The organism is Dyella sp. 01L423, from assembly GCF_056399945.1.
The window spans coordinates 100,866-126,107 of the sequence record NZ_JBFTSI010000002.1; the positions used below are offsets into that span (position 1 = coordinate 100,866).

A 25,242-nucleotide genomic window follows, 5' to 3' on the forward strand; every position below is an offset into this window, starting at 1 on the left:
TCTCCATCGCGACGGGCACGAGTGCACGGCCACGCGAGGAGGCTTTCATGGATTACCGCTACGTAGTGATGCTGGGCTTCGTGCTGGCTTGTGGCGCGTGTTCGCAGCAACCGGAAGGCAAGACGGCCGCTGCCGCACCGCCGGGTCCGGCCGCCACCGCCGTGCCCGCACTCGCCACCAGCGCGAGCAATCCCAGTAGCCTGACCTATCTTTACGACCTGATGCAACGCCCGGATTTCGCCACGGCATTCGCTGCGTTGTATGGCGGCGACCAGTTGCCTGCCTGGGCAAGCCAGGGTGGCGTGGCGACACCGGCGCAACAAGTGATCGTTGGCGGACGCACGCAATTGCTCGCCACCGCCTGCAAGCCGCATGACTGCCCGGCCGAACGCATCCTGATTCTCTACGACGAGAGCACGCACGCCATGTCGGGGCTGTTCGCGCGTCGCAAGGCAAACGCGCTGAACGATGCAGACAGCAATGATCCGGCCAATGACGATTTGCTGTGGCTGGGCTCGCCGGATGAGGCGTCGAAGGAGTTGTTGCGGCGGAAGCTCTATTCGCCGAATTGAACGGGGCTTCAGATTTCCCTGTGGGAGCGCACCCTGTGCGCGACTGGCTATCGCGAAGACCTTGATGCCTTAGGTAGAACTGAGGCAGTCGCGCACAGGGTGCGCTCCCACAGGGGCATCGATCGGGTTATGTCCTCGCGCCCCGCAACCGCCACCACTCCGCACCCCCAATACACACCACCAGCCACGCCATCCCGCTGACATACCCGGCCATCACATCGCTGAAGTAATGCACTTGCAGCACGATGCGGCTGAGGCCGATCACGCTGATCATCGCGACCGCGCCGGCTATCACCCAGCGATGCCAGCGATGCGGCAGCAGGCGTAGCAGCACATAGGCGAGCATGCCGTAGAACACCATGGCGCCGAACGCGTGACCGCTGGGAAAACTCCAGCCGTGCTCCACCAGGTAGCCATGGTTGTGAAGCGGACGCGGTCGTTCGAACCACGCCTTCAGGCCGCTGTTGATCGGCACCACGCCGGTCATCGCGATGGTCCAGCAAGCGGCAAGCCGCAGCTGTCGCTTGAACAACAACATGCCCAGGATCACCACCGTGATGGCCGCCACCGTGCCGAGGTCACCCAGATGAGAGACGGCCGCCACCACGCGCAGCACGCCAGGCTGCACGGCGCTGCGCAAATCTTCGGCCAACGTGTCGTCGAAGGCCGGCAGCCAGCGCGTGGCTTCCTCCTTGAGCGCGATGGCGATCGTGGCGAACAGCAGGCACATCGTCACCAGCAGCAGGAACGCCGTGATGCCGCGCAGCGCCACGGGCTCACTGCCGGCAGCCAGCCTCTTCACGCCGTGCCGGCGATTCCATTGCCATGCCAGGTCACCAGCCAGCAAGGCCGCCACCAGCAACGCCGACCACAGGGGCAGGGCGTGCGTGGCGATCCATTCAATCCAATCGTTCATGCGCAGTCCTCGATGCAACGTCCCATGATCCGGGGCGCGAGGTCCCGCGTCGAGATGGCCGTCAACATGACTTTCAGTGCTGGATCAGCAAGGCCTTTGCGGCGATAGTGCTGCTCTTTGCTATGGCGGAGCCGCCGAATGTTCCTGCGAACCCTTTCCCCGCGAGTGGCGGGCTGTGTGGCATTGATGGTGCTGGCCGCGCCGGCCTGGGCGCAGACGAGCTCGGCGAGCGCGCCAGCGGCCGCCATCTCCACCAGCGCACAGCCGGCCTTGCCGGCCCAGTTGCAGGATTTCACCGCCTACGTCGACGGCGTACGCAAGCAGTTCGAGGTGCCGGGCATTGCCGTCGCCATCGTCAAGGACGGCCAGATCGTGCTGGAGCAGGGCTACGGCCTGCGCGAAGTGGGCAAGCCCGAGCCGGTCGATGCGCGCACGCGCTTCGCCATCGCGTCGAACACCAAGGCGTTTACGGCAGCAGCACTGCAGATGCTGGCCGAACAGGGCAAGCTCAGCATGGATGATCGCGTGATCGATCATCTGCCCTGGTTCCAGATGTCCGATCCGTACGTGACGCGCGAAATGCGCATCCGCGATCTGTTGGCGCACCGCAGCGGCCTGGGCCTGGGCGCGGGCGACCTGCTGTATTGGCCGCCCACCTCGTATTCGACCAAGGAAGTGGTGCAGCACCTGCGCAACGTGCCGCTGGCCACCAGCTTCCGCAGTGCCTACGCCTACGACAATATTCTGTTCGCCGTGGCCACCCTGGTGATCGAGCAGGCGTCGGGCCAGAGCTTTGCCGATTTCATCGGCCAGCGCATCTTCGCGCCGGTGGGCATGGACGAATCGCTGGTCGACATGACCCAGCTCAAGCCGGGCATGGACGTGGCCATGGGCCACGCCAAATTCAACTTCACCGAGCTCAAGCCGGTGCCGCCGATGGCCTGGTCGAACAACTCCGGTGCCGGCGGCATCTACGCCAGCGTGCACGACATGGCCAAGTGGATGAACGTGCAACTGGCTGGCGGCAAGCTGCCGGACGGCAAGGCGCTGTTCTCCGAAGACAGCCAGAAACAGATGTGGTCGATGCTCACGCCGATGAAGATTTCCGAGCCGCCGGTGCCGGAACTCAAAGCCATGCGACCTAACTTCTCCGGTTATGGCGAAGGCTGGTTCCTCTCCGACTACCAGGGCCAACGCCTGGTGTGGCATACCGGTGGATGGCCGGGCATGGTATCGCGCGTGACGCTCGTGCCGGAACTTCATCTGGGCGTGGTGGTGCTCACCAATCAGGAATCGGGCGCGGCTTTCAACGCAGTGACTTATCGCGTGCTCGATGCTTACCTGGGCAAGGACAAGAAGAATTGGAGTGCAGCGTACGCCGCTGCGGTGAAGAAGTCCGAAGGCAACGCCGACGACAGCTGGAACAAGCATGAGGCGGCGCGCGCAAAGAGCGGCAAGCCGACCCTTCCGCTGGCGAGCTACGCAGGTACCTTCCATGACCCCTGGTACGGCGATATCGAGGTCAGCCAGCAGGGCGGCAAGATGCGCATGCGCTTCTCCAAGACTGCGCAGCTGGTGGGCACCATGACACCGTGGCAGCACGACACCTTCATCGTGCGCTGGGATGATCGCGCGCTCAACGCCGATGCCTTCGTGAGCTACGCGCTGGATGCCGACGGCAAGATTCGCGAGGTGCGCATGGAGCCGGTCTCACCGCTTACCGATTTCAGTTTCGACTTCCAGGATCTGCGCCTGTCGCCCGCCAAGGCGGCCAAGGCCTCCGGCGCGCCCTGACCAATAGCAGGGGCGATGCATGCGGGACGCTGCCTATAGTGGCGGCGTCCCCACGGTGGAGTTCGCTTTCCATGAAACGGCTCGTTGCAGGTCTGCTGTGTGTCTCGTTTGCAAGCGTCGCGTTCGCCGCACCGGCAACGTGCGACTACGGCGTGTATGGAGAGTCAGGCAAGTCGCTGGTGGTGATCTCCAATCCTACCGCTGGCAGTGCGAATGCACCGGAACGCTATACGTTCCTCGATGGCCATCGCGGCGACGTCAATGGCGACGATGCATGGGTACGCTGCGAACAAGGCGTGGTGAGTGTGCGTCAGCCTGATGGACGCTACATCGCGCAGGCAAAAGTGGCGTTGCGCGAAACGCCGGCACGCTTCAAGAGTCACGGCACCGAGCTGGCGGGTGTGTTGATCGAACCGGCGCAGTCCAATGGCAAGCCGCCGCTGGTAGTGTTTGTGCACGGTTCGGAAAAGACCCCAGGCATTGGCGGCTATTACCCCTTGGTATTCGCTGCCGAAGGCCTGGCCGTGTTTGCGTACGATAGACGCGGCACCGGTGATTCCGCCGGCGACTACACGCAGAACTTCGAATTGCTCGCGGACGATGCCGCTGCCGCGCTCGGTCAGGCGCGCAAGCTTGCAGCGGGCCGCTATTCGCGTGCCGGCTTCTTCGGCGGCAGCCAGGGTGGCTGGGTGGCGCCGCGTGCGGCGGCCTTGGCGCATGCCGACTATGTGGCCGTCGGCTTCGGTCTGGTGATGACGCCGCTGGAGGAAGACCAGCAGCAAGTCGCGCTGGAGATGCAGGAGAAAGGCTATGACGCCGCGGCGATCGCCAAGGCACGCGAAGTCACCGATGCCACCGACGCGGTGATGGCGTCGCATTTCACTGCCGGCTACGATCAACTGGCCGCGGTGAAGCGCAAGTTCGCCAAGGAACCCTGGCTGCATGCCATCGAGGGCGAATTCACCGGCGAGCTGCTGGCTGAGCAAGAAGCCGATCTGCGTCGCACCGGCGCACCTCGCTACGACAATCTCAATATCCTCTGGAACTACGACGCGATCGCCGCCATCCGCGCGTTGAGCATGCCGCAGCTGTGGGTTTTGGCCGGCGACGACCGCGACGCCCCCAGCGGCGAGACGCGCGAACGCCTGGTCGCACTCAAACACGAAGGCAAGCCGATCGACCTCTACGTGTTTCCACACACCGGTCACGGCATGTACGAATTCGTGCAGAACCCGGATGGCAGCCGCCGAGTCACGCGCATCACTGATGGCTACTTTCGTCTCCTCGCGGACTGGATCAGGCAACAGGACGCGCCCCCCTATGGCACTGGCGAGCGCATCCCCTGAAGCTCCCCGGCGTGAGGCAGGGTGATGGACTTTGTCGGCCAGTCCGTTGAATGTTCGTTTTAAAGGTAATCACCCACCTGGGAGTGAGTCATGCTGTCACATCGATTGAAGTTTGCCGTCCTGCTCTGCCTGGGACTGGCCGCCGCCACTTGCGTGGCCGCCGACCAGACCAGCGCGGCGCAGCGTTTCCACGTGGACCTGGCGGTCGCCGGCACGGAGGTGGCGTCCGGTCGGCTGCTGGTCTTTGCCGAGCCGGCCAAGGACGCTGAGGCTGGCGCCAAGAACGGCAAGGTCCAGGAGGTGGATCTCGATCCGCTCTCACCCGACAAGGTCAACGTGGCCGCGCGCGAAGTGAATCGCCTGGTGGCGGGGCAGGGCGTCGACATCGATGCCGACCAGCAGTCCTACCCGGCAGCGTTCAGCAAGTTGCCTCCTGGTGACTACTACGTGCAGGCGGTGCTCGACGCCAACCATAGCTACAACTATGGCGGCCGTGGCGAGGGCGATCTGGTCAGCGGCGTGATCAAGGTGCATCTGCCGGCCACTGGCCTGCCGCCGATCAAACTGGCGACTCGATTGCCTGCCGCCGATCCGTGGGCGCTGTCGCCTTCGATCAATCCGGCTGCGCGCGAGGCGTTGCCCGAAGCACGCAAGCACGTGCAGACCATCGACTTCGTCAGTCCCGCACTCACCGCCTTCTGGGGCCGGCCGATCCATATGCGCGGCATGGTTTTGCTGCCGCCTGGCTACGATGCCAAGGCCAGTACGACCTATCCCGTGGTGTATTACACGCACGGCTTCGGCGGCGGCATGGATCACTTCGCCGGCGTCGTCGCCAACACCTGGCTGGCCATGTCCAACGGGCAGATGCCGCCGATGATCTGGGTGCTGCTCGACGAATCCCTGCCCACGGGCACGCACGAGTTTGTCGATTCGGTGAACAACGGGCCGTGGGGCAAGGCACTGACCGAGGAGTTGATGCCGCAGCTGGAATCCAGCTATCGCATGGATGCCAAGGCCTCGGGCCGCTTCCTCAACGGCCACTCGTCCGGCGGCTGGGCCACGCTATGGCTGCAGACGCGCTACCCGAAAATCTTCGGCGGCACTTGGTCCACCTCGCCCGATCCGAGCGACTTCCATGATTTCACCGGCGTTGATCTGTATGCGGCGCACGCGAACGTTTATCGCAACCCTGAAGGCACCGCATATCCGCTCATACGCGACCAGGGCAAGGTGATCGCAACCTACCAGCAGTACGCGCAGCTGGAGCGCGTGTTCGGCAGCTACGGCGGCCAGATGGCGTCGTTCGAATGGGTGTTCTCGCCGCGCGGCGCCGATGGCCGTCCGCTGGCGATGTTCGATCGCGATACCGGCGACGTGAACGCAAGCGTGGTCGACTACTGGCGCGACCACTATGACATTGCCCATCGCCTGCAGGCCCAGTGGCCGCAGCTGGCGCCGGACCTGGATGGCAAGATCCACCTGATCGTGGGTACGGCCGACACCTTCTACCTGGATGGTTCGGCGCATCGGCTCAAGACGGTGCTCGATGGACTGCACGCGAAGTCGGACATCCGCTTCCTGCCCAACAAGACGCACTTCGATCTGTATGCCGTCGGTGCGGACCGCACGGCTCTGCTCAAGCAGATCGCGTGGGAGATGTATGCGGTGGCGCGCCCGCAGTCCAATCTGAAGCGCGCAGCGGCACCTTGAGTTTCGTCGCACCAACGATCTGATATGTCTTAAGCCATAGACCGTCGGAGCATTTCCTGATGATGTGAGGCCATCGATTGTGATGGCCATCACATTGCCTCGATCCAGCTTTCGCGAAACGGACAATGTCGAAGCGATCGGGTCGCCAATCTCACGCATCTTGCGAATCTCACGCTTTTTCACCTTGTTTTTAGGCCTCAAGGCGATCTTCCCCACGCCGATACCTCTCACGCGGGAGAGACAAACGCGGTAGCCGACGCCCCACGCGCAACGTGTTTGGGGCGGCGCTGCGCATCGCTGGAAGAGGAGCCGGATCGCTGCGCGCAGCGATCCGTGCCAGCGCCCTCCCGCAGGGATTTCACGGGCATGCAGCCAATGCGTGCCCAATAACGGGGGGAGAGGGCGATGGGAAAAGAGACACCGGAGTTGCAGCTCGTGCCGCACGAGCTTCGCGCCGTCAGCGACGCGTTGCATCGCGTGCAGGCAGTGATCGAGTTCGACCTGAAGGGTAAGGTGCTCCACGCCAACGACAACTTTCTCAAGGCGATGGGTTACACGCTTGAGGATATTCGCGGCCAGCACCATCGCATCTTTTGCGATCCGGCTTATGCAGCCAGCGCCGAGTACAAGAAATTCTGGGAGAACCTCGGCAAAGGCGTGCTCGATCGCGGCGAATACAAGCGCATCGGCGGCGACGGCCGTGAGGTGTGGATCAACGCCTCGTACAACCCGGTGTTCGACGAAAACGGCAAGCCGTACAAGGTCATCAAGTTCGCCACGGACGTGACCGCCAATCGCCAGCAGAAGGCGGAATTCGAAGGCAAGGTCAACGCCATCGACAAGGCCCAGGCGATGATCGAGTTCGATCTGGGCGGCCACGTGATCAGCGCGAACGATAATTTCCTCAAGGCGATGGGCTACGAGCTGGAGGAAATCCAGGGCCACCATCACCGCCTGTTTTGCGAGGACAGCTACACGGCCAGCCAGGCCTACGCGGACTTCTGGGCCAAGCTCAACCGCGGCGAGTTCGACGCGGGCCGCTACAAGCGTCTGGGCAAGGGTGGCCGGGTGATCTGGATCCAGGCGACCTACAACCCCATCTACGACGGCAACGGTCGACTCAGCAAAGTGGTGAAGTTCGCCACCGACGTCACCGCCCAAGTTGAAATGGAAGAGGGCGTGAAGCACCGCGCTGCGGACGACCAGCGCAAAGTCGAAGCGCTGCTCAAGGCCGTCCGCCTGGCCGCGGAGGGCGATCTCACCGGTGAAGTGCGCGTGGAGGGCAGCGAGCCCATCGATCAGCTCGCCGACGGCATCCAGCAGATGATGAGCGACCTGCGCAGCGTGATCGGCAAGGTAGTCGACAACGCCAGCGGCTTTTCCGGCAGCTCGCAGGAGATCGCCGGCCGCGCCAGCGGCGTGGCCAGTGGCGCGCAGCTGCTCGGCGCCACGGTGGAAGAAATGAATGCGTCGATCGAAGAGCTCACCGCCTCGATCAACTCCATCGCCACCAACTCGCGCAGCGCCGATCAGCTCGCCAAAGACACCCACCAGGAAGCCGAACGCGGCGCCAAGGCGATTGCGCGCTCGATCGAGTCGATGGAGCTGATCAACAAATCCTCCGAAGACATCAGCGAGATCATCAAGGTGATCGGCGAGATCGCCAGCCAGACCAACCTGCTCGCCTTCAACGCCGCCATCGAAGCGGCGCGCGCGGGCGAGCACGGCCTGGGCTTTTCGGTGGTGGCGGACGAAGTGCGCAAGCTGGCCGAACGTTCCTCGCAGGCCACCAAGGAAATCTCCAAACTGATCAACGAATCGGTGAAGCGCGTCGCGCAAGGCAGCGAGATCTCCAAACAGGCCGGCGAAGCCTTCGAGAAGATCGTCGCCGGCGTGGGCCGCACCACCCAGGCGATTTCCGAGATCTCCTGCGGCGCGGACGAACAATTGGTGGCGGCGCGCGAAGTGAGTGCGGCGATCCAACAAGTGGCCGAAGAAACCGAGAAGTCCGCCGCTGCCTGCGACACCATCGCCCGCTCCACCACCTCGCTCACCCAGGGAGCCGATGAACTGAATCGGACGGTCCAGCGGTTCGTGGTCTGAGGAACGCGCGGATGGAAATCGAGAGCGAGATCGATCTGGCCACCCAGCGCGCCCTGCTGGACAGAGTGCAGCGCCATACGGGCATCCATATGGCGGACCGCAAGTGGACCTTGCTACAGGGCCGCCTGCGCCGCCGCCTGCAGGCGCTGTCGCTCAACCGGTACCGCGACTATCTCGCGGTGCTGGAGGCGCAGCCGGAGGAAGTGGGCGCTTTCATCAACCTGGTGACCACCAACGAGACCTCGTTCTTCCGCACGCCGCGCATCTGGGATCAGCTCTGGCAGCAGCTGCTGCCGGAGTGGTTCCGCGAGCATCGCGGCGCCACGCTGCAGCTGTGGTCGGCGGCGGCGTCCACCGGCGAAGAGGCTTACTCGATGGCCATGATGTGCGAGGAATTTCGCGAGCATCATCCGGCATTCAAATACCAGATACTCGCCACCGATATCGCCAGCCAGGTGCTGGCGGTGGGCAAGGCGGGCTTTTATCAGGGCAAGAGCATCGAAGGCCTCAAGCGCGCCAGGCCCGAGTGGTTGGCCAAGTACTTCCAGCCGAGCAGCGACGGCTATCTTGCGTCGCCGACACTGCGTTCGCACATCGTGTTCCGCGAGCATCATCTGCACAAACGGCTGGACGGCGCTGCCGGCTTCGACATCACCCTGTTGCGCAATGTCCTCATCTATTTCGACGAAGACGGGCAGTGCAGCGTGCTCGAGAACGTGCGCCGCGCCATGTCGCCCGGCAGTGTGCTGATCATCGGCGAATCGGAATCGCTGACCCGGCTCAACGTCGGCTTCGATTTTGAGCAGCCGCTGATTTATCGACGACAGGAGCGCATGCATGCCTGAGGGTGAGGATATCCAGGTACGCATGTGCGAAGTGAGGGTTGGCAGCGGCAACGACGTGCTGCGCGCGATCCTGGGCTCATGCGTCGGCATCGGATTGCTGTGGCGTCGCCGCGGCATTTACGGGATGGCGCACTGCCTGTTGCCGGAGTCGCCGCAGGAGCCGGCAGGCGAGGGCGCGAAATACGTCACCGGCGCCGTGCCCACCTTGCTGTCCATGATGGAACTCGATCGTGCCCGGCAGGACGAGGTGGAAGCCGTGATCGTGGGCGGCGCCTGCATGGTGCAGCACGTCAAGGCGCCAAGGCACGGTTTGATCGGCGAGCAGAACGCGCGCATGGCGCAGCAGCTGATCAGCCAGACCAGGATCAAGCTCGTGCACCTTGACGTAGGGGGTGAAAACGGCCGCCAGCTCGTGATCGATTGCGCGCAACACCACTACGCCATCAAAACCATCGGCCGTACGACGTGAACCGGAGCCTCGCCATGGACCCATCCATCACCACCCCGACGCGTCAGGAAGCCACTGAACTCTTCGGTTCGTTCCACCTGGGCGATACCGAACTCGTACTGCCGGTGACGGCCGTGCAGGAAGTGGTGACTTTTCCGGCGGTGGTCACCCAGGTGCCGTTGGCGCCCAGCTATCTGTTGGGGCTGTTCAACCTGCGCGGACGCCTGATACCCATCGTGCATCTGGGCCAGTTATTGAAGCTGCCTGAGGGCGGCGCGCGCGATGCCTCGAAGATCGCCATCGTAGAGTTCCGCCAGGGACGTATCGGCCTGTTGTTCGATGCCACCGGCGAGATCCTGCGCGTGAGCAGCGAACAGAAAGTGATCTTCGGCGACGGCGAGGGCACGTCGATGATCGCCGGCGCGCTCAAGCTCGACGGTGGCAACCGCATCCTGCAGATCTTGAATGTGGATGCCATCCATCAACTGCACGACATGCCGGTGCCAACGGCGGACAGCGTCGCGTCCGAACCGGCCAGGCAGCGTGCAGCCTTGGGCCAGCGTCGCCAGGGCGTGTCCTTCCGCGTGGGCGATGCGCGCCTCGCCCTGCCGATGGGCGCCATCCACGAAATCATCCGCGTGCCGGAGCTGCTCAAGTCCGTGCTGGCCAGCGACTTGTGCATTGGCTTGCTCAACCTGCGCGGCAATACGGTGCCGGTGGTGGATTTCGCGCGATTCCTCGGCTTGCCAGGCACGGCAGCGGTGACGGCGGCTTGCGGCGATTTCGAGGATCCACGGCGCATCGTGGTGATACGCCAGCAGGCGATGGACGTCGGTTTGCTGGTGGACGACGTGGAGAGCATCGTCGGCTATCGCGACGAGGAGCTGCTGGCAATCCCCTCGTTCAACGCGGATCGACCGCAGCTGTTCACCGGCTGCATCAGTCGCGAGGACGCGCCGGACATCATCCTGATCGACGAGACCGCCTTGTTGAGCGACGCCACGGTCGCCGACCTCACGCAAGGCCATCGCGAGTTGTACGCCGTCGAAACCGCGGCGGACCGCGGGCAGGGCAAGCAGCGCCGCGGCGTGCGCGAAACCTATGTGACATTCAAGCTCGATCAACTCATGGGCATGCGCATCGACCAGCTGCGCGAGGTGATCAATTTCCCGCCGGACGTGATTCAACCGCCGGGAGCGCCCGACTATGTGCGCGGCATGCTCAATCTTCGCCGCAAGCTGATCACCATCATTGACCTGCGCGCCCTCTACGGTATGAAAGGCTATGCCGATCTCGACGGCGCGAAGGTGTTGGTGGTGGAAAACGATGAAGAGAAGTTCGGCCTGATCGTGGACGCGATCGAGAACATCGTGACCATCGACGCGGCGGACAAGATGGGTGTGCCCGGCGTGCTGCGCAACCAGATCGATCAGGACTTGCGCAACGACATGCGCGAAGTCGTGGAACTGCCCGATCAACGTACCCTGCTGCTGCTTGATGCAGCGCCGCTCAAGCAGCGGCTGAGCAGCCGGATGGTGCATTGAGCCTCAGTGTTTGGATGTCCCTTGATCTTGAAATAGGGAGCAGGGGCTGGCCAGGGATGGCTTCTTTCTCGGGCAATACGTACAGCGGCGGCTGGTGCATCGCAGCACCCAAACCTAACGACGCATCAACGCATGAACTTGCGTGGCGCAAGCGCACCGTTTTGCGAACGAATTCACCCATCGTGCATCGTTGCGAATCACATCATGGCGCCGCCGTGGAAACGTGCGCCAGGGGGCGCGCCTGATCCACGGCGCTACCCCATGGAGAGTTCGCATGAAGAAGACCTTGTTCGCACTGATGCTGGGCGCAGTGATGGCTTCCACCACCGTTGCAGCCGCACCGTTTCAGTACGACGACCACCATGACCAGCACGATCAGGATCGCCACGACGATCATCACGATCAGGGTCACGACCGGGACCACGACCACGACCGCGGCTACGATCGCGACCACGATCGCCACGACTACGTGATCGTGCATGACCGCGGCAACCACGAAGGCTGGTATCACCGCGGCGGCCGCGTGCCCGAGGAGTATTACCACGACCGTCGCTACTACGTGGACTACCACGCCTACCACCTCGCCCCGCCGCCGCCGGAACACGTGTGGGTGCGCAGCGATACCGGCGATTTCCTGCTGGTTGCCGTGGCCACGGGCGTGATCGCCGACCTCGTCCTCAATCATTGATGGTCGCGGACCGCATCGCGCGCATCGCGATGCGGTCCGTTGTCGTATGAAGTTGCGAAACAGCATCACGCCAGATAAACGCCGCTTGCGGCAGCGTGATGAAGCGTCACGGGGCAGGCGCATATTGGTTGCGCAGGCGCTCGGGCGCTTGGGGAGCGTCATGCATCGACAGTGACTCCGTCGATGTGGATGGCGCCGGGACATGCCAGCCACGCCGGGCATTCGCCCATCAGGCAGGCGACATTCGCTGGAGGGATCGAAGATGAAATCGTATGGTCTGATCGCCGTTTTGTTCGCGGGTCTTTTGGCCGGGCCGGCCGTCTATGCTCAGCAGTCCGCCGCACCCGCCGGCTCGACCGGGCAGTGCAAGGACGGCAGCTACACCAATCACGCCACCAAGAAGGGCGCTTGCTCCGGCCATCAGGGCGTGAAGGAGTGGTACACCGCAGCAGCCACAGCGGCTCCGGCAGCTGCAACAGCCCCGGCAGCGGCGCCTGCGCCGGCCAGCAACAGCATGGCTCCCAAGAGCACGGCTGCCGCGCCTGCCGCCGCAGCCAAACCCGCCGGACCGCAGCCGCCGGCCAATGCCGCGCCGGGCGGTGGTCCGGGCATGGTGTGGGTCAACGACAGCAGCAAGGTCTATCACTGCCAGGGCGACAAGTGGTACGGCAAGACGAAGTCGGGCGCCTATATGAGCGAGGCCGATGCGAAGGCCAAGGGTTATCACGGCGATCACGGCAAGGCTTGTACGCAGTAACTTTTGTGTCGCCGAGAAAGGCCCGCGCATGCGGGCCTTTTTCATGCGGGAATTGAGTTGGATTCAATCCAGGCGCTTGTGGAACAAGCGAATAGCCAGCGTAAGCATGACCGCGATGAACGCCACCAGGGCGACCGCGTCGTGCCACAGATCACCCAGGTCGGCGCCGCGCAGCATGATGCCGCGAATCAAACGCATGAAATGGGTGAGCGGCAATGCCTCGGAAATCCACTGCGCGGGCAACGGCATGCCGGCATAAGGGAACATGAAACCCGACAGCAGGATCGACGGCAGGAACACGAAGAACGTCATCTGCATCGCCTGGAACTGCGAACGCGCACGCGTCGAAATCAGCAGGCCCAGCGATAGATTGGCAAGAATCAGCAGGCCGGAAGCCAGGTAGACATCCCACAGGCTGCCGCGGATCGGAACGCGAAACAGCCAGACGCCCAGCAGTAACACGACGGTTGTCTGCACCAGGCCGATCGCCGCATACGGCAGCACCTTGCCGATCATCAACTCGGTACGGCTGACCGGTGTCGTGATGAGCAACTCCATATTGCCGCGCTCGGTTTCGCGCACGATGGCCACGGCGGTGAACAGCACCATGGTCATGGTGAGAATGACGCCGATCAGTCCCGGCACGATGTTGACCGGCGAGCGCCGCTCCGGATTGTAGAAACTCACCACGGTGATCGGCGTTTGCGCCTGCGCGTGGAAGTTGTCCGGCTGGTTGAGCGGGTACTGCGCCAACTGCGCGGCGGCGGACTGCACGACGTTGTCGCTGCCGTCGACCATCACCTGGATGGCTTCGCGACCATCGAGCTTGCGGCGCTCGAAATCCGGCGGCACGGCAATGCCGACGCTGATGCGGCCCTCGCGCAGCAGGTCGACCAGTTGTTGCGGCGACTGCGCGCTGGCTTTGATCTCGATGACGCCGCTGGCCAGCATGTCTTGTACAGCGGCGCGCGATCCGGACGTCTGTGCCTGATCGACGACTGCGGCCGGCAGATTGCGCAGGTTGAGATTGATGGCGTAGCCAAACAACAGCAGCTGCAGGATCGGCATGCCCATGATCATGGCGAGCGTGACGCGATCGCGCCGCATCTGGCGCAACTCCTTCACCATGATGGCCCACAGTCGTCGCAGATTCACGCCGCTTGCTCCTCAGGTCGGCCGAGCTTGCGCGTGGCGACGACGAAGACGTCCTCGAGATTGGGCGCCACGCTTTCGATGTCCATGGAGGCATCGACATCGCTCAGCGCATGGCGCAGGGTTTCCACCGCGACGTTGTCTTCGCGCATCAGCACGCGCAGTTCGTTGCCGATCTGGGCCACGCTCAACACCTCGGGTCGGTCATCCAGCGCTGTCTTGGCCTGGCGAGGCGAGTTGGCGCGGACCACAAAGGTGCGTCCGTGCAAGGTGTCGGTCAGCTCTTTGGGCGTGCCATCGGCAACGAGATTGCCTGTGTCGAGAATGGCCAGCCGATGGCAGCGCTCGGCCTCGTCCATGTAGTGGGTGGAGACCAGGATGGTGGTGCCGCCATCGGCGAGCTCGAACAGCTTTTCCCAGAAATCACGCCGCGATTCGGGATCCACTGCGCTGGTCGGCTCGTCCAGGAACAGCAGTTCCGGCTTGTGCACGATGGCGCCCGCAAGCGCGAGGCGCTGCTTCTGCCCGCCGCTCATGGTGCCGGCCAGTTGTTGCTGGCGATCGTCCAGCCGATAGCGCTGCAGCAGTTCGTCCACGCGTGCACGCGTGTCATGGCGCGACAAGCCTTGCACCGTGGCGAGAAATTCCAGGTTCTGGCGCACCGACAAGTCATCGAACAGGGAGAACTTCTGCGTCATGTAGCCAATGCGCCGCTTCAACGCTTCGGCCTGTTCGGGAATCCGCAGGCCCAGCACGTCGATCTTGCCTTCGCTTGGCGTCAGCAGTCCGCACAGCATGCGTATCGTGGTGGATTTGCCTGAGCCGTTTGGTCCAAGAAAGCCATAGACGCAGGCCCGCGGCACGTCCAGGTTGACGCTGTTCACGGCCACCAGCGCGCCGAAGCGCTTGGTCAGCCCCTGCGCGTGAATGGCGTTTTCAGTCATGGCTGGCCTTGCCTGGGAACGCCACCGCGACGGGAAAACCCTGGGGAAGATCGCGGGCATCGGTGCCGAGGGCGATCTCCGCCAGATAGCTCAGTCGTGTCGCGTCCTCGCCACTCAATGCGAAGTACGGCGTAAAGGTGGGCTCGCTACGGATCATGCGCACCGTGCCATGAAATTCCTGCTTGCCGTCGTGCAGTTTGACGATCGCCTTGTCGCCCACCTTGATCGACGGACGCAGCGCCGACGGTACGTAGACGCGCGCATACGGCGTGTCGCTGGCGAGCAGGATGACCAGCGGCGTGCCGGGCTGGGCTTGGTCGCCCAACTTGTAGGGCAGGCTGTCCACGCGCACATCGCGCGGCGCGGTCAGGTCGAGCTTGTCCAGGTCGACCGCGCGCGAGGCTGCGTTGGCGGTTGCCGCGACCACAGCGGCGCGTGCCTGGGCGACGTCTTCCACGCGCGATCCGTTGACGAGCTGATCGAGGGCTGCACGATCGGCCGCAACGGCGGCGTCCGCATTGCCCGCCGAGGCTTTCGCGCGGTCAAGATCCGCCTCGGAAATGAATTGCTGTTTGCCCAGGGCGGACAGCCGTTGGTAATACGCATTGGCATCGCGGGACTGCGCCTGAGCGCCCGCCAGATTGGCGCGCGCCTGACGGATCTGCTCTTCACGTGGTCCGCGCTGGAGCTCAAGCAAAGCCTGTTGCTGCTGTTGCAGATCGGCGCGCGCGGAGTTCAGTGCGGCCCGTGTACGCGTGGTTTCCAGCTGCATGATGCGCGTGCCGGCGGGAACGTACTGGCCTTCGCGTACATCGATTTTCACGATGTGCTCGGCGGCCGGCGCAGGTAGCGTGATGCGGTCGAATTCCACCGTGCCCAGCGTCTGCGGGGGCGAGCCCTCGCAGCCAACCAGCATCAGTGATGTGACCAGTGTGGCGATCAAGCGACGATGGATGTTCATGGGGCGACTCCCATGCCATGTTCGAGCAGCGCAACCGCATGACGGACCAGCACGTCCGTGCCCAGGTCGGCCTGGAACATCTGCCGCCAGATGGGCGCGCTGGCCGCCGGGAACAGCGTCAGGCCGATCAGCGATACAACCATCAGGCGCGGATCTAGCGAGGCATGAATCTGTCCGCGCTGCTGCGCTTGGGCAAAACGTTGGGCCAGCATCTGCGGCAAGGTGGGCCCGATGCGCGAAAGCAGGAGTTCCCGCAGGGCGCCGCCTTCGCACAGGACTTCGCGGACCCATAGCGAGGGGAACCACGGAAGGGTATCGACCAGCCCCAGCACTCCCTGCACGAATTGCCTGACCATGGCGTGCACGTCATCCCCCGCGGTGACCACCAGTTCGCCAAGGCTCATCACGGCGGGCAGCAGGCGTTCCTCGAACACTGCGTCCTGCAGGGACGGCTTGCTGCCGAAGTAGTAATTGAGCATGGCGGGAGTCACGCCGGCTTCCCCGGCGATGCTGCGCAACGAAGTCGCGGCGATGCCGTCCCGTACAAAACAGGCGAGGGCTGCCTCGATCAAGCGGGCGCGCAAGTCGGGGCTGTCCGTGGTGGGGCGGCCTGGGGTGCGGCGGCCGGCTGGCTGCGGCGAGCGGGGTCTGGTCGTCATGCCTGTTAATTAATCATAGCTTTAATTAATTTGCAAGTAACTGGATGATATAGGTATTTGCAAAAAAGAAAGGCCGGCATTAGCCGGCCTTTCGGGGCGGGGCGAAGCGCCGATCAGCCGTTCGGGACCACCGGCAAACTGATGGAACTGGCCGTACCCGGCGTATGCCACACGCGCTGCGTAGCCTTCCGGTAGTCCGCCGGCTTGGCGTCGAAAATGTTCGGCACGAAAGTCTGCGGATTGCGGTCGTACAGCGGGAACAGGCTCGATTGCACCTGCACCATGATGCGGTGCCCGGGCTGGAACACGTGGTTGGTGGTCGGCAGGCCAAACGCGTACAGCAGCGGCTGATCCGGTGTGAGTGCCTGCGGATGTTCGAAGTTGGTGCGGTAGCGGCCGCGGAAGATATCCAGCGAGACGGCCAGTTCATAGCCGCCCATTTCCGGATTGGAAGGCACCGTGTCCGGGTACACGTCGATCAGCTTCACCACCCAGTCGCTATCCGTGCCGCTGGTGGAGGCATACAGATTCACTTGCGGCGCGCCGCCGATATGCAGGGGCGCGGTGAGCGGTTCGCTCACATAGGTCAGCACGTCCGGACGTCCATCCACGAAACGCTGATCGTTGACCAGCCAGCGCGTCCAGGCGTCGTGATCGGCGAAGTGCACCGGACGAGGCTGATAGGGCACGGGCTTGGCCGGGTCGGAAGTGTATTCGTCATACTTCGCGGCATCGGCTGCCGGCGCGGTGAACGAGAGCGAGCCGTTGCTGCCCAGGTACAGCGACTTCGGTTTGTTGCTGCAACCCTTGTCGCAGCTGAGCGGCCACGACTTGTAGCGGTCCCAGTGGTTTTCGCCGGTGTTGTAGATCAGCACCGGCGGCGTGTTCGCCTTCGGCGCGCCAGTCACCAGGTATTGATCGAAGAACGGCTTGAGCACATCGCGGCGGAACTGCAGGGCGGTGTCGCCGTCCCACTGCAACGGGCCGAGCGAACGCCCGTCGTAATTCACCTGGCTGTGCCGCCACGGACCCATCACCAGGAAGTTCTTGTCGTTGCCCTTGTCCTTGCCTTCGGTGGCGGCATAGCTGTGGATCGCGCCCCACATGTCTTCCTGGTCCCACAATCCCTGCAGCCACATGGTGGGCACGGCCAGCGGTTGTTCGGCCATGATCTTGTCCAGCGCCTGGCCCTGCCAGAAGGCATCGTAGGCGGGATGTTCCTCGAGCTTGCGCCAGAACGGCAGCTGCTCCAGCCCGTTCGCGCGCGCGTAATCGCCGGCGGAACCGGCGTTGAGGAAGTTGCTGTAGTCGTCGTAGCCCACGCGCGGGATGCCGCCTTTCTTGCCGTCCTTCTTGGCGGTCTGGCCGTAGATGTAGTCGAAATTGGTCTGGCGATACGCGCCGTAGTGGAACCAGTCGTCGCCCATCCAGCCATCAACCATCGGGCTTTCCGGCGCGGCAACCTTGAGCGCCGGATGCGGATGGATCAGCGCCATCACCACGGTGAAGCCTTCATAGGAGGAGCCGAGCATGCCGACGCGGCCGTTCGATTCGGGCAGGTTCTTCACCAGCCAGTCGATGGTGTCGTAGGCGTCGGTGGAATGATCCACTTCGCTGGCGTTGAGCGGCCCACGCAGCGGGCGCGTCATCACATAGTCGCCTTCGGAGCCGTACTTGCCGCGCACATCCTGAAATACGCGGATATAGCCGCCGTGCACGAACACCTCGTCACCCTGCGGCAGCGTGGCGTCCATATGCGGTGAGGTGAAGCGCTCGGCGCGGCCGCTTGCGTCATACGGCGTGCGCGTCAACAGGATGGGCGCGTTGTGCGCGCCCTTGGGTATCACGATCACCGTATGCAGCTTCACGCCGTCGCGCATCGGCACCATCACTTCGCGCTTCACGTAATCGTAGCCGGCGGTGTCGGCAGCGTGGGCTTTTGACGTGATATCCGGCGTGAGCGGCGCCGTTTGCGCGTGGACAAACGAGACGCCGACGGTGGCAAGAGCAATGGCGAGCAAGGTACGGCGGATATGCATGAATCCTCCAGGCGAACAGCTGGCGACAGCTGTTCCGGCGAGTGAGTGAATGGAGCCCCAGGGGGACTGTAAGCGAGCAGCCGCCAAGCTCCCACCATGACTTCCTGCCTATAGGGCCGCCAATTGCGCAAGAATGGGACTGCCGCCGCCGATTCCGTCGCCCACACTGGCTCCTCATTCCATCAGGAAGCCCAGCCATGAAAGCCCATACGCGCGAGGATTACCTGCAACGCATTGACCGGGTGGTTGCTTTGCTGCAATCGGCGGTGGAGCAGGGCGGAGCCTTGCCAGAACTCACGCAGCTGGCGGCGGCCGCGCATTTTTCCCCGTTCCACTTCCACCGCATTTATCGTGCGCTCTCCGGCGAGACGATCGGCCAGACGGCGGCGCGCCTGCGCCTGCTGCGCGCACTGCAACGCCTGGCCCGGCCGCAGGAGCCGGTCACGGAGGCTGCGCTTGCCGTGGGTTACGGGACTCCGCAGGCGTTGGCACGCGCTTTCCGCGTTGCCTTCGATGCCAGTCCCAGTGACCTGCGCGGAGAACCTGGGCGACTGGATGCAGCGATGGATAGTCTGCGCCGCCCGGCAGCCGGCGTGGATGCCGCAATGCCGGCGCTGCAGGTCGAGATCGTCTCGGTGGAGCCGTTTCGCGTGGTGGCGAAACGGTTCGTCGGCGATCACCGAGAACTGGATCAGGCCTATGGACGGCTATTCGAATGGGCCGCTGAGCATGCGCTGCTCGAGCGCATGACGGGCATCTACGGTGTGCCGTACGACGATGCGCCGGATGCGTCGCCGGACGAAGGTGCGTTTGATTGCGCACTGGCTTTTGATGGTGGCGCTGCAACGGCCGACGGCGATACGCATCCGCTGGTGCTTGGCGGCGGACTATGGGCACGCTGGCGGCATACGGGCTCCTATGACCATTTTGGCGCCTTGACCGACCGACTTATCGCGAGCTGGCTGCCGGACAGCGGGTATGTACTGCGCGGGGCGCATCCGTTCCGGCATTTCCTCGATGACCCCGAGGAAACCGCAGAGGCCGACTTGCGTGCGGACGTCTATTTGCCCGTCATGCCGTCTTGATCGGGCGCGGCATCATCCGGCCTGATCGGCCCAGGGATCGTAGCTGCCGAACCACCACAGATGACCTTCGAGGTCGCGGCAGCTATAACCGGCGCCGCCGTATTCCTTCTCGGCGTACTCGTCGATGATGATGGCGCCGGCCGCTTTGGCCTGTTCGTAGTGCGCCTTGCAATCCTTGACGATCACGCAGGGGCATTGTGTCTCGCGCCCATCGACCTGGTCGGGCTGCACCATGCGGCGACCGAACTCGTTGTCGTTGACCGGGCCGAGCATCAGCATGCCGTTGCCATAGGTGAGCTGCGCGTGGGCCACACCGCCCTGGTCATCGTCGTAGACCGCTTGCTTGTGGAAGCCGAATGCCTTGCACAGCCAGTCGATGGCGGCGTGGGCATCGCGATAGCGCAGGCAGGGAATGATCGTGCTGCCGCTAACGTGTGGCGTGCTCATGGGCGTGCTCCGTGACAGGGATGGACCGAGCGTACCCCGTTGCGCGGCGTTGTCTTGTCGATTTTCCGAGTGTCGCTCAGGCGCTGCGGTCGTTCTCCACCGCGCGGGGCCAGCTGCGGCGCACACCTTCCAGTTTCTCGTCCAGCCGGGCGCGGTTGCGGCCAGCCAGCTTGGCCCGATACATGGCCAGATCCGAACGCTCCACCAGGGTGTCCACGGTGTCCTCGTGCGTGCGCATGGCGATGCCGATACTCACGCTGAGCACCAGGCCGGTCTGGTTCACCGGAATCTCCAGGCGATAAACGCGACGGCACAGGCGCGTGGCTACTTGCATGGCCTGGTTCTGCTCGATGCCGAACAGCATGGCCACGAACTCTTCGCCGCCATAGCGGCCCAGCAGATCGTGCGGACGAAGTTCGTTGCGCAAAGCCTCGGCCACGGCAACCAGGGCGCGGTCGCCGGCCGCATGGCCCTGGCGATCGTTGAGTATCTTGAAGTGATCGAGATCGAGGAAGAGCAGGGCAATCGGCTGCGTGCCGCAATTGCCCAGCACCTTTTGCACGCTCTCCGTCCAGGCGCGTCGGTTGAGCACATTGGTGAGCGCGTCGTTGTCGGCCAGCTCCTGCACCATATGGCGGTCGCGTCGCATCATCAGGGCGCGATCGGCGAGGCCCAGCGAGAGCACGATGGCTTCGAAGGCGCCAGCCGCAAGGCAGGCATCGCCGAGCCAGGCGACATCCGGCAGCACGCCGGTCATCTGCGAGCTGTACAGCGCGGTGAGCGCCAGCAACGGCGTCCAGCCAACCAGGAAGAACCAGGCCGGGCGCGAGCCTTGTATGGCGGCTACCACGGCGGCGCTGAGCAGCAGCAGCGTGCCGATCACCAGCAAGGGAGCTACCAGCACCTGGGCGGTCTGCTGGAGTACCGTGACCTGGCTGTTGTCGAGCAACACAACCAGCGGCATGCCCACGGCGAGCGCCACGGTCGGCGTTTGCAGGATGGCTGCATAGCGCGGCAATTCGCAGAAGCGCGAAACGAACATGGCCGCAAAGGCGAGCGACAAGGCCATTGCCGACGAAGCGATCATCGGCGCCGCGCCAGCCAGCCAGGTCAGCTCCAGCGGATGGAACAGATAGCCCGTCTGCACACCCTGGATCAGCGCGTAGCAGAGCACGTAGCCGGCGTACCAGGCGAACGTGCTATCGCGCAGCATCAGCGCGAGGCATAGCGCCATCAGTGACATGGCGACCATGACCGCGAAACAGGCGCTGGCAAAGGCCAGCCATTGCGCATCGGTCTGCAGGTATTCGTTCCACGGCTGTAGACGAAAGCTAGCGACGGCATGGTTGACCGTGCCCGGCTCGATCCTCAGCAGGATGGGCGCGGAGGCCGGCATGTCGGCGGTGATGCGGTAGGCCAGGCGCCCATTGCCGTGCGCGCTGGCAAGAAAGTCGTCAAGCGACATCGTCAGCGAGCTGCCGTCGGCATTGAACAGCGTCACCGGCGCCAGCGGCGGGGGATAGACAGACAGGACCCGTTCTTCGCTCACCAGCGGCGGCTGCGGTTGCAGGACCACCCAGGTGCCCAGTCCGCGACGGGAGAACCGCTGCAGCAGGCTGGGATCGAAGCCGGCAAATTCGCCGCGATGGTAAGCGTCCAACACGGATTGCGGGGTATCGCCCGGCATGACTTCCCGCGTGCCGCCCGACAGGGACGTGGCGGCATGCACCGAGCAGGCGAACAGCAGCAGGGCGAGGATGCCCAGCATCCGCCCGTAGCGACGCGTCGCGATGGTCGCGAGTGGCCCAACCATGTACCGGTCCCCCTTCTTCGCACCGCTCCATTGCAGGAGTCGTACGCAGCTTTATGGCCGATCCGGTCAATCCTGTGAGCAGAAACCCGCGTTACCGGTGGCGCGGGCAGGGCATCGTCCGTGCGTGTTGCCAAGGCCGCCATTGCTGGCGGCGCCTTGTTGGTACCAATAACGCCAAGACCCGATAGGCGGTATGGAAGGCTATAAGGCCATCATGACACAAGGCCAAAGCGGCCGTGTGATGGGGTTTTATCACGACGGTTCACTGCCTGCGATGCCATGCTCTATGCCTTTCGGCGACTTCCATTACCACTCTTTGGGAGCTAGGGCTGCTCTCGTCTATTGCACATGGCCACCCTCCGGGCCGGCCCAGTCTGGCCGCCGCTGCGCGTCGCGCCAATTCGACAGGCAGCCGGCCTGCCTTCATCGTCGCAACACACAGCGGCGGCCAGACTAAGCCGGTGACGCCCGTGTGCAATAGACAAGAGCAACCCTAGGCATGAGCAACGACAAGATCCGTGTGGCCGTTCTGGTGGGCAGCCTGCGCAAGGATTCCTTCAACCGGAAGCTGGCGCGCGCCGTGGAGCGGCTGGCTCCGCCGGAGCTGAGCTTCGAGCACATCCGCATCGACAACCTGCCGCTGTACAACCAGGATTTCGATGACCACTACCCCGCGGAAGGCAAACGCCTCAAGCAGGAGATCAGCGCCGCCGATGCGCTGCTGTTCGTGACCGCGGAATACAACCGCTCGATTCCGGGCGTCCTCAAGAACGCCATCGACATCGCCTCGCGTCCGTGGGGTACCAATTCATTCGCGGGCAAGCCGGCCGCCGTGATCGGTGTCTCTGTGGGCGCCCAGGGTGGCGCCATGGCGCAGCAGCATTTGCGCAACGTGCTGGCCTATCTGGATGTGCCCACCCTGGCCCAGCCCGAGGTGTTCATCCACGCCAAAGACGGTCTTTTCGCCGAGGACGGCTCGATCGCCAACGAGGGCACGCAGAAATTCCTGCAGGGCTTCATGGATCGCTATGTCGCCTGGGTGAAGCGCCACCGCTAGGGTTCTGTCCGGGTCCGGTCAGCCAAACGGTACTGTGCTGCCCCGCCAGAACAGGGGGGGCGCAAGCGGCCTGGGCGCCTCACATATCCGCGCTGACACCCGAGCCGCAAATCTTTTCCAGCAGCTGTGTCTGCACGTTGCGCACCGTCTGGCTCGTACCCGGCCGGCTGCGCGAGTAGCGGCCATCGGCATGCAGCAGCCAGGTGCTGGAGTTGTCGGAAAGATACAGCTCCAACTCTTTCTTCAGGCGGCTCTGCAGCTTCTTGCCTTCCACCGGGAAACCGGTTTCAACACGGCGATCCAGGTTGCGTTCCATCAGATCGGCGCTGGCCAGGTAGAACTTCTCTTCGCCGCCATTGAGGAACCAGTACACGCGGCTGTGCTCAAGGAAACGACCGACGATGGAGCGCACGCGGATATTGTGCGAGATGCCCGGCACACCCGGACGCAGGCAGCACATGCCACGCACGATCAGGTCGATCTTCACGCCGGCGATGCTGGCCTTGTAGAGCGCACGGATCATCTTGGCATCGGTAACCGCATTGACCTTGATGATGATCTGCGCCGGCTTGCCGGCCGCCGCATGCGCAGTCTCGCGCGCAATCAATTCCAGCAGCGTCTTCTTCAGCGTGAACGGTGCATGCAGCAGCTTTTTCATCTGCAGCAGCTTGCCCATGCCGGTGAGCTGGCTGAACAGCTTGTGCACGTCTTCGCACAGCGCCTGGTCGGAAGTGAGCAGGCTGTAGTCGGTGTATAGGCGCGCGTTGCCGGTGTGGTAGTTGCCGGTACCCATGTGCGCATAACGCACCAGCTCCTCGCCTTCGCGGCGCTGGATAAGCATGAGCTTGGCATGCGTTTTCACGCCGACTACGCCGTAGATCACCATGGCGCCGGCTTGTTGCAGGCGCGAGGCCAGGGTGAGATTGGATTCCTCGTCAAAGCGCGCACGCAGCTCGATGACGACAGTGACTTCCTTGCCCGAACGCGCCGCATCCACCAGCGCGTCGACAATTTCGGAATTGGCACCGCTGCGGTACAGCGTCTGCTTGATCGCCAGCACAGTCGGGTCCTTCGCCGCCTGGTGCAGCAGATCCACCACCGGTGCGAACGACTCGTACGGATGCAGCAGCAATACGTCCTGGCGGCCAATTACCTGGAACAGGTCCTCGGCCTTCTTCAACGCTTTCGGGATGGACGGCGTGAACGGCGGGTACTGCAGTTCCGGCCGCAGCGTCTTGGTGATCAGCCCGAACAGGCGGGCCAGATTCACCGGGCCGTTGACCTCGTACATTTCGGCGGCCGTAAGGCCGAACTGGCGCAGCAGGTAGTCGGTCAGTTCGGTGGGGCAGTTGTCCGCCACTTCGAGTCGAACGGCGTCTCCGAAGCGACGCGAATACAGCTCGCCACGCAACGCGCGGGCAAGGTCTTCGACGTCTTCCGGGTCGAGGGTAAGGTCGGCATTGCGGGTCAGGCGGAACTGGTAGCAACCGCGAACAGACATGCCGGGAAACAGTTCCTCGGTATGCGCATGAATGATCGAGGACAGCAGCACGAAATTCTCGCCGCCTTCGCACACATCGTCAGGCAGCCGGATCAGTCGCGGCAATACGCGCGGCGCCGGCACGATGGCCAGGCCCGAATCGCGGCCGAACGCATCGGTGCCTTCCAGTTGCACGATGAAGTTGAGGCTCTTGTTGACCAGCAGCGGGAACGGATGGGTGGGGTCCAGGCCGATCGGCGTCACCAGCGGGGCCACTTCGTGGCGGAAGTAACGGCGCACCCACAGTTTCTGTTTGTGCGACCACTCGTTGCGGCGAACGATGCGGATGCCGTTGCGCGCCAGCTCCGGCAGGATGTTGTCGTTGAGGATCGCGTACTGCCGCTCGATCTGCTTGTGCGTGATCTCGCTGATCTCGGCCAACGCCTTGCGCGGCGCCACGCCGTCGGAGCCGACAATTTCGTGATCGAAGGCAATCTGGCTCTTCAGTCCCGCCACGCGGATCTCGAAGAACTCGTCCAGGTTGCTGGAGAAGATCAGCAGGAACTTCAGCCGCTCGAGGATCGGCTTGCTTTCATCCAGCGCCTGCTCAAGCACGCGGATGTTGAACTGCAGCTGCGAGAGCTCGCGATTGATGTACAGGGTGGGATCGTTCAAATCCGGCGCAGCGCTGGCGGCGGGCGCCTGGACCGGTGCGGCGGGCACCAGCTCGGTGAGGGTGGCGTCGCGCTCTGCGCTGGTTCGGACGACATCGTTACTCATCGGTTCACCGTTCGATGGGCGGGCGCGAGTCTGGCTGCGCTATCCGCGAATGGAAAGCATGGTAAGCCGCCAATTGCGACCGGGCCATGGCAGGAAAGC

The 25,242-nt window shown here is 63.7% G+C and carries 21 protein-coding genes; 12 read left to right on the forward strand and 9 right to left on the reverse strand.

What is annotated here, in order from left to right; all coding sequences use genetic code 11:
- Positions 1-47 precede the first annotated feature (47 nt).
- The gene (locus AC1DMY_RS07015) at positions 48-572 is read left to right on the forward strand and encodes an Ivy family c-type lysozyme inhibitor (protein ID WP_477164275.1); all 525 of its coding nucleotides are present in this window, start codon (positions 48-50) and stop codon (positions 570-572) included.
- Between the two features lie 127 nt (positions 573-699).
- Here AC1DMY_RS07015 and AC1DMY_RS07020 read toward each other — a convergent pair whose 3' ends face one another.
- The gene (locus AC1DMY_RS07020; protein ID WP_477164276.1) at positions 700-1,488 is read right to left on the reverse strand and encodes a phosphatase PAP2 family protein; all 789 of its coding nucleotides are present in this window, start codon (positions 1,486-1,488) and stop codon (positions 700-702) included.
- A gap of 138 nt (positions 1,489-1,626) precedes the next feature.
- Between AC1DMY_RS07020 and AC1DMY_RS07025 the strand changes: the two genes are divergently transcribed.
- The 9 genes from AC1DMY_RS07025 to AC1DMY_RS07065 all read left to right on the forward strand — a co-directional run bounded on the left by AC1DMY_RS07025 (position 1,627) and on the right by AC1DMY_RS07065 (position 12,726).
- A complete protein-coding gene (locus AC1DMY_RS07025) occupies positions 1,627-3,282 on the forward strand; it encodes a serine hydrolase (RefSeq protein ID WP_477164277.1) in 1,656 nt (551 codons plus the stop codon).
- A 71-nt stretch (positions 3,283-3,353) separates the two neighbouring features.
- Positions 3,354-4,628: an alpha/beta hydrolase family protein gene (locus AC1DMY_RS07030; RefSeq protein WP_477164278.1), complete on the forward strand. Its 1,275-nt coding sequence runs from the start codon at positions 3,354-3,356 to the stop codon at positions 4,626-4,628.
- Between the two features lie 90 nt (positions 4,629-4,718).
- Positions 4,719-6,341, forward strand: a complete 1,623-nt coding sequence (locus AC1DMY_RS07035) for an alpha/beta hydrolase (protein ID WP_477164279.1) — start codon at positions 4,719-4,721, stop codon at positions 6,339-6,341.
- A gap of 405 nt (positions 6,342-6,746) precedes the next feature.
- Positions 6,747-8,444 (forward strand): methyl-accepting chemotaxis protein, encoded by a 1,698-nt coding sequence (locus AC1DMY_RS07040; protein WP_477164280.1) that lies wholly within the window; start codon positions 6,747-6,749, stop codon positions 8,442-8,444.
- An 11-nt stretch (positions 8,445-8,455) separates the two neighbouring features.
- A complete protein-coding gene (locus AC1DMY_RS07045; protein ID WP_477164281.1) occupies positions 8,456-9,289 on the forward strand; it encodes a CheR family methyltransferase in 834 nt (277 codons plus the stop codon).
- Positions 9,282-9,758 (forward strand): chemotaxis protein CheD, encoded by a 477-nt coding sequence (locus AC1DMY_RS07050; RefSeq protein ID WP_477164282.1) that lies wholly within the window; start codon positions 9,282-9,284, stop codon positions 9,756-9,758. Before AC1DMY_RS07045 ends, AC1DMY_RS07050 begins: the two co-directional genes overlap by 8 nt.
- A 14-nt stretch (positions 9,759-9,772) precedes the next feature.
- Positions 9,773-11,281 (forward strand): chemotaxis protein CheW, encoded by a 1,509-nt coding sequence (locus AC1DMY_RS07055; RefSeq protein WP_477164283.1) that lies wholly within the window; start codon positions 9,773-9,775, stop codon positions 11,279-11,281.
- A gap of 274 nt (positions 11,282-11,555) precedes the next feature.
- Positions 11,556-11,969 carry an RcnB family protein gene (locus AC1DMY_RS07060; protein ID WP_477164284.1) on the forward strand — a complete coding sequence of 138 codons (414 nt, stop codon included), beginning with the start codon at positions 11,556-11,558 and terminating at the stop codon, positions 11,967-11,969.
- 262 nt (positions 11,970-12,231) lie between these two features.
- Positions 12,232-12,726 (forward strand): DUF3761 domain-containing protein, encoded by a 495-nt coding sequence (locus tag AC1DMY_RS07065; protein ID WP_477164285.1) that lies wholly within the window; start codon positions 12,232-12,234, stop codon positions 12,724-12,726.
- Positions 12,727-12,789: 63 nt separating this feature from the next.
- On the opposite strand, the gene AC1DMY_RS07070 is transcribed toward AC1DMY_RS07065, so the two are convergent.
- The 5 genes from AC1DMY_RS07070 to AC1DMY_RS07090 form a co-directional block, all read right to left on the reverse strand.
- Positions 12,790-13,881, reverse strand: coding sequence for an ABC transporter permease (locus AC1DMY_RS07070; RefSeq protein WP_477164286.1), 1,092 nt, complete (start codon positions 13,879-13,881; stop codon positions 12,790-12,792).
- On the reverse strand, positions 13,878-14,807 hold the full coding sequence (locus AC1DMY_RS07075) for an ABC transporter ATP-binding protein (RefSeq protein ID WP_477164998.1): 930 nt from the start codon (positions 14,805-14,807) through the stop codon (positions 13,878-13,880). Before AC1DMY_RS07075 ends, AC1DMY_RS07070 begins: the two co-directional genes overlap by 4 nt.
- A 7-nt stretch (positions 14,808-14,814) precedes the next feature.
- Positions 14,815-15,783, reverse strand: a complete 969-nt coding sequence (locus AC1DMY_RS07080; RefSeq protein WP_477164287.1) for an HlyD family secretion protein — start codon at positions 15,781-15,783, stop codon at positions 14,815-14,817.
- Positions 15,780-16,442 carry a TetR/AcrR family transcriptional regulator gene (locus AC1DMY_RS07085; protein ID WP_477164288.1) on the reverse strand — a complete coding sequence of 221 codons (663 nt, stop codon included), beginning with the start codon at positions 16,440-16,442 and terminating at the stop codon, positions 15,780-15,782. Before AC1DMY_RS07085 ends, AC1DMY_RS07080 begins: the two co-directional genes overlap by 4 nt.
- Positions 16,443-16,555: 113 nt before the next feature.
- Entirely contained in the window at positions 16,556-18,481 is a 1,926-nt protein-coding gene (locus AC1DMY_RS07090) for a CocE/NonD family hydrolase (protein WP_477164289.1), read from the reverse strand.
- A 197-nt stretch (positions 18,482-18,678) separates the two neighbouring features.
- Here AC1DMY_RS07090 and AC1DMY_RS07095 point away from each other — a divergent pair, with 197 nt between their 5' ends.
- Complete coding sequence (locus AC1DMY_RS07095; RefSeq protein WP_477164290.1) at positions 18,679-19,566, forward strand: AraC family transcriptional regulator; 888 nt, start codon at positions 18,679-18,681, stop codon at positions 19,564-19,566.
- 12 nt (positions 19,567-19,578) lie between these two features.
- On the opposite strand, the gene AC1DMY_RS07100 is transcribed toward AC1DMY_RS07095, so the two are convergent.
- Both AC1DMY_RS07100 and AC1DMY_RS07105 read right to left on the reverse strand, forming a co-directional pair.
- Entirely contained in the window at positions 19,579-20,013 is a 435-nt protein-coding gene (locus tag AC1DMY_RS07100) for a VOC family protein (RefSeq protein WP_477164291.1), read from the reverse strand.
- A gap of 76 nt (positions 20,014-20,089) precedes the next feature.
- Positions 20,090-21,826, reverse strand: coding sequence for a GGDEF domain-containing protein (locus AC1DMY_RS07105; protein WP_477164292.1), 1,737 nt, complete (start codon positions 21,824-21,826; stop codon positions 20,090-20,092).
- Between the two features lie 499 nt (positions 21,827-22,325).
- Here AC1DMY_RS07105 and AC1DMY_RS07110 point away from each other — a divergent pair, with 499 nt between their 5' ends.
- A complete protein-coding gene (locus tag AC1DMY_RS07110) occupies positions 22,326-22,883 on the forward strand; it encodes an NADPH-dependent FMN reductase (RefSeq protein ID WP_477164293.1) in 558 nt (185 codons plus the stop codon).
- A 79-nt stretch (positions 22,884-22,962) separates the two neighbouring features.
- On the opposite strand, the gene ppk1 is transcribed toward AC1DMY_RS07110, so the two are convergent.
- Positions 22,963-25,143, reverse strand: a complete 2,181-nt coding sequence (gene ppk1 / locus AC1DMY_RS07115; RefSeq protein WP_477164294.1) for a polyphosphate kinase 1 — start codon at positions 25,141-25,143, stop codon at positions 22,963-22,965.
- Between the last annotated feature and the right edge of the window lie 99 nt (positions 25,144-25,242).

Excerpts from the sequence above, each read along its gene's own strand:
- AC1DMY_RS07020 (WP_477164276.1), bottom strand. The coding sequence starts at position 1,488 with ATGAACGATTGGATTGAATGGATCGCCACGCACGCCCTGCCCCTGTGG.
- AC1DMY_RS07085 (WP_477164288.1), bottom strand. The coding sequence starts at position 16,442 with ATGACGACCAGACCCCGCTCGCCGCAGCCAGCCGGCCGCCGCACCCCA.
- AC1DMY_RS07025 (WP_477164277.1), top strand. The coding sequence starts at position 1,627 with ATGTTCCTGCGAACCCTTTCCCCGCGAGTGGCGGGCTGTGTGGCATTG.
- AC1DMY_RS07100 (WP_477164291.1), bottom strand. The coding sequence starts at position 20,013 with ATGAGCACGCCACACGTTAGCGGCAGCACGATCATTCCCTGCCTGCGC.
- AC1DMY_RS07035 (WP_477164279.1), top strand. The coding sequence starts at position 4,719 with ATGCTGTCACATCGATTGAAGTTTGCCGTCCTGCTCTGCCTGGGACTG.
- AC1DMY_RS07060 (WP_477164284.1), top strand. The coding sequence starts at position 11,556 with ATGAAGAAGACCTTGTTCGCACTGATGCTGGGCGCAGTGATGGCTTCC.
- AC1DMY_RS07040 (WP_477164280.1), top strand. The coding sequence starts at position 6,747 with ATGGGAAAAGAGACACCGGAGTTGCAGCTCGTGCCGCACGAGCTTCGC.
- AC1DMY_RS07050 (WP_477164282.1), top strand. The coding sequence starts at position 9,282 with ATGCCTGAGGGTGAGGATATCCAGGTACGCATGTGCGAAGTGAGGGTT.
- AC1DMY_RS07055 (WP_477164283.1), top strand. The coding sequence starts at position 9,773 with ATGGACCCATCCATCACCACCCCGACGCGTCAGGAAGCCACTGAACTC.
- AC1DMY_RS07090 (WP_477164289.1), bottom strand. The coding sequence starts at position 18,481 with ATGCATATCCGCCGTACCTTGCTCGCCATTGCTCTTGCCACCGTCGGC.
- ppk1 (WP_477164294.1), bottom strand. The coding sequence starts at position 25,143 with ATGAGTAACGATGTCGTCCGAACCAGCGCAGAGCGCGACGCCACCCTC.
- AC1DMY_RS07045 (WP_477164281.1), top strand. The coding sequence starts at position 8,456 with ATGGAAATCGAGAGCGAGATCGATCTGGCCACCCAGCGCGCCCTGCTG.
- AC1DMY_RS07095 (WP_477164290.1), top strand. The coding sequence starts at position 18,679 with ATGAAAGCCCATACGCGCGAGGATTACCTGCAACGCATTGACCGGGTG.
- AC1DMY_RS07030 (WP_477164278.1), top strand. The coding sequence starts at position 3,354 with ATGAAACGGCTCGTTGCAGGTCTGCTGTGTGTCTCGTTTGCAAGCGTC.
- AC1DMY_RS07015 (WP_477164275.1), top strand. The coding sequence starts at position 48 with ATGGATTACCGCTACGTAGTGATGCTGGGCTTCGTGCTGGCTTGTGGC.
- AC1DMY_RS07065 (WP_477164285.1), top strand. The coding sequence starts at position 12,232 with ATGAAATCGTATGGTCTGATCGCCGTTTTGTTCGCGGGTCTTTTGGCC.
- AC1DMY_RS07105 (WP_477164292.1), bottom strand. The coding sequence starts at position 21,826 with ATGGTTGGGCCACTCGCGACCATCGCGACGCGTCGCTACGGGCGGATG.
- AC1DMY_RS07110 (WP_477164293.1), top strand. The coding sequence starts at position 22,326 with ATGAGCAACGACAAGATCCGTGTGGCCGTTCTGGTGGGCAGCCTGCGC.
- AC1DMY_RS07080 (WP_477164287.1), bottom strand. The coding sequence starts at position 15,783 with ATGAACATCCATCGTCGCTTGATCGCCACACTGGTCACATCACTGATG.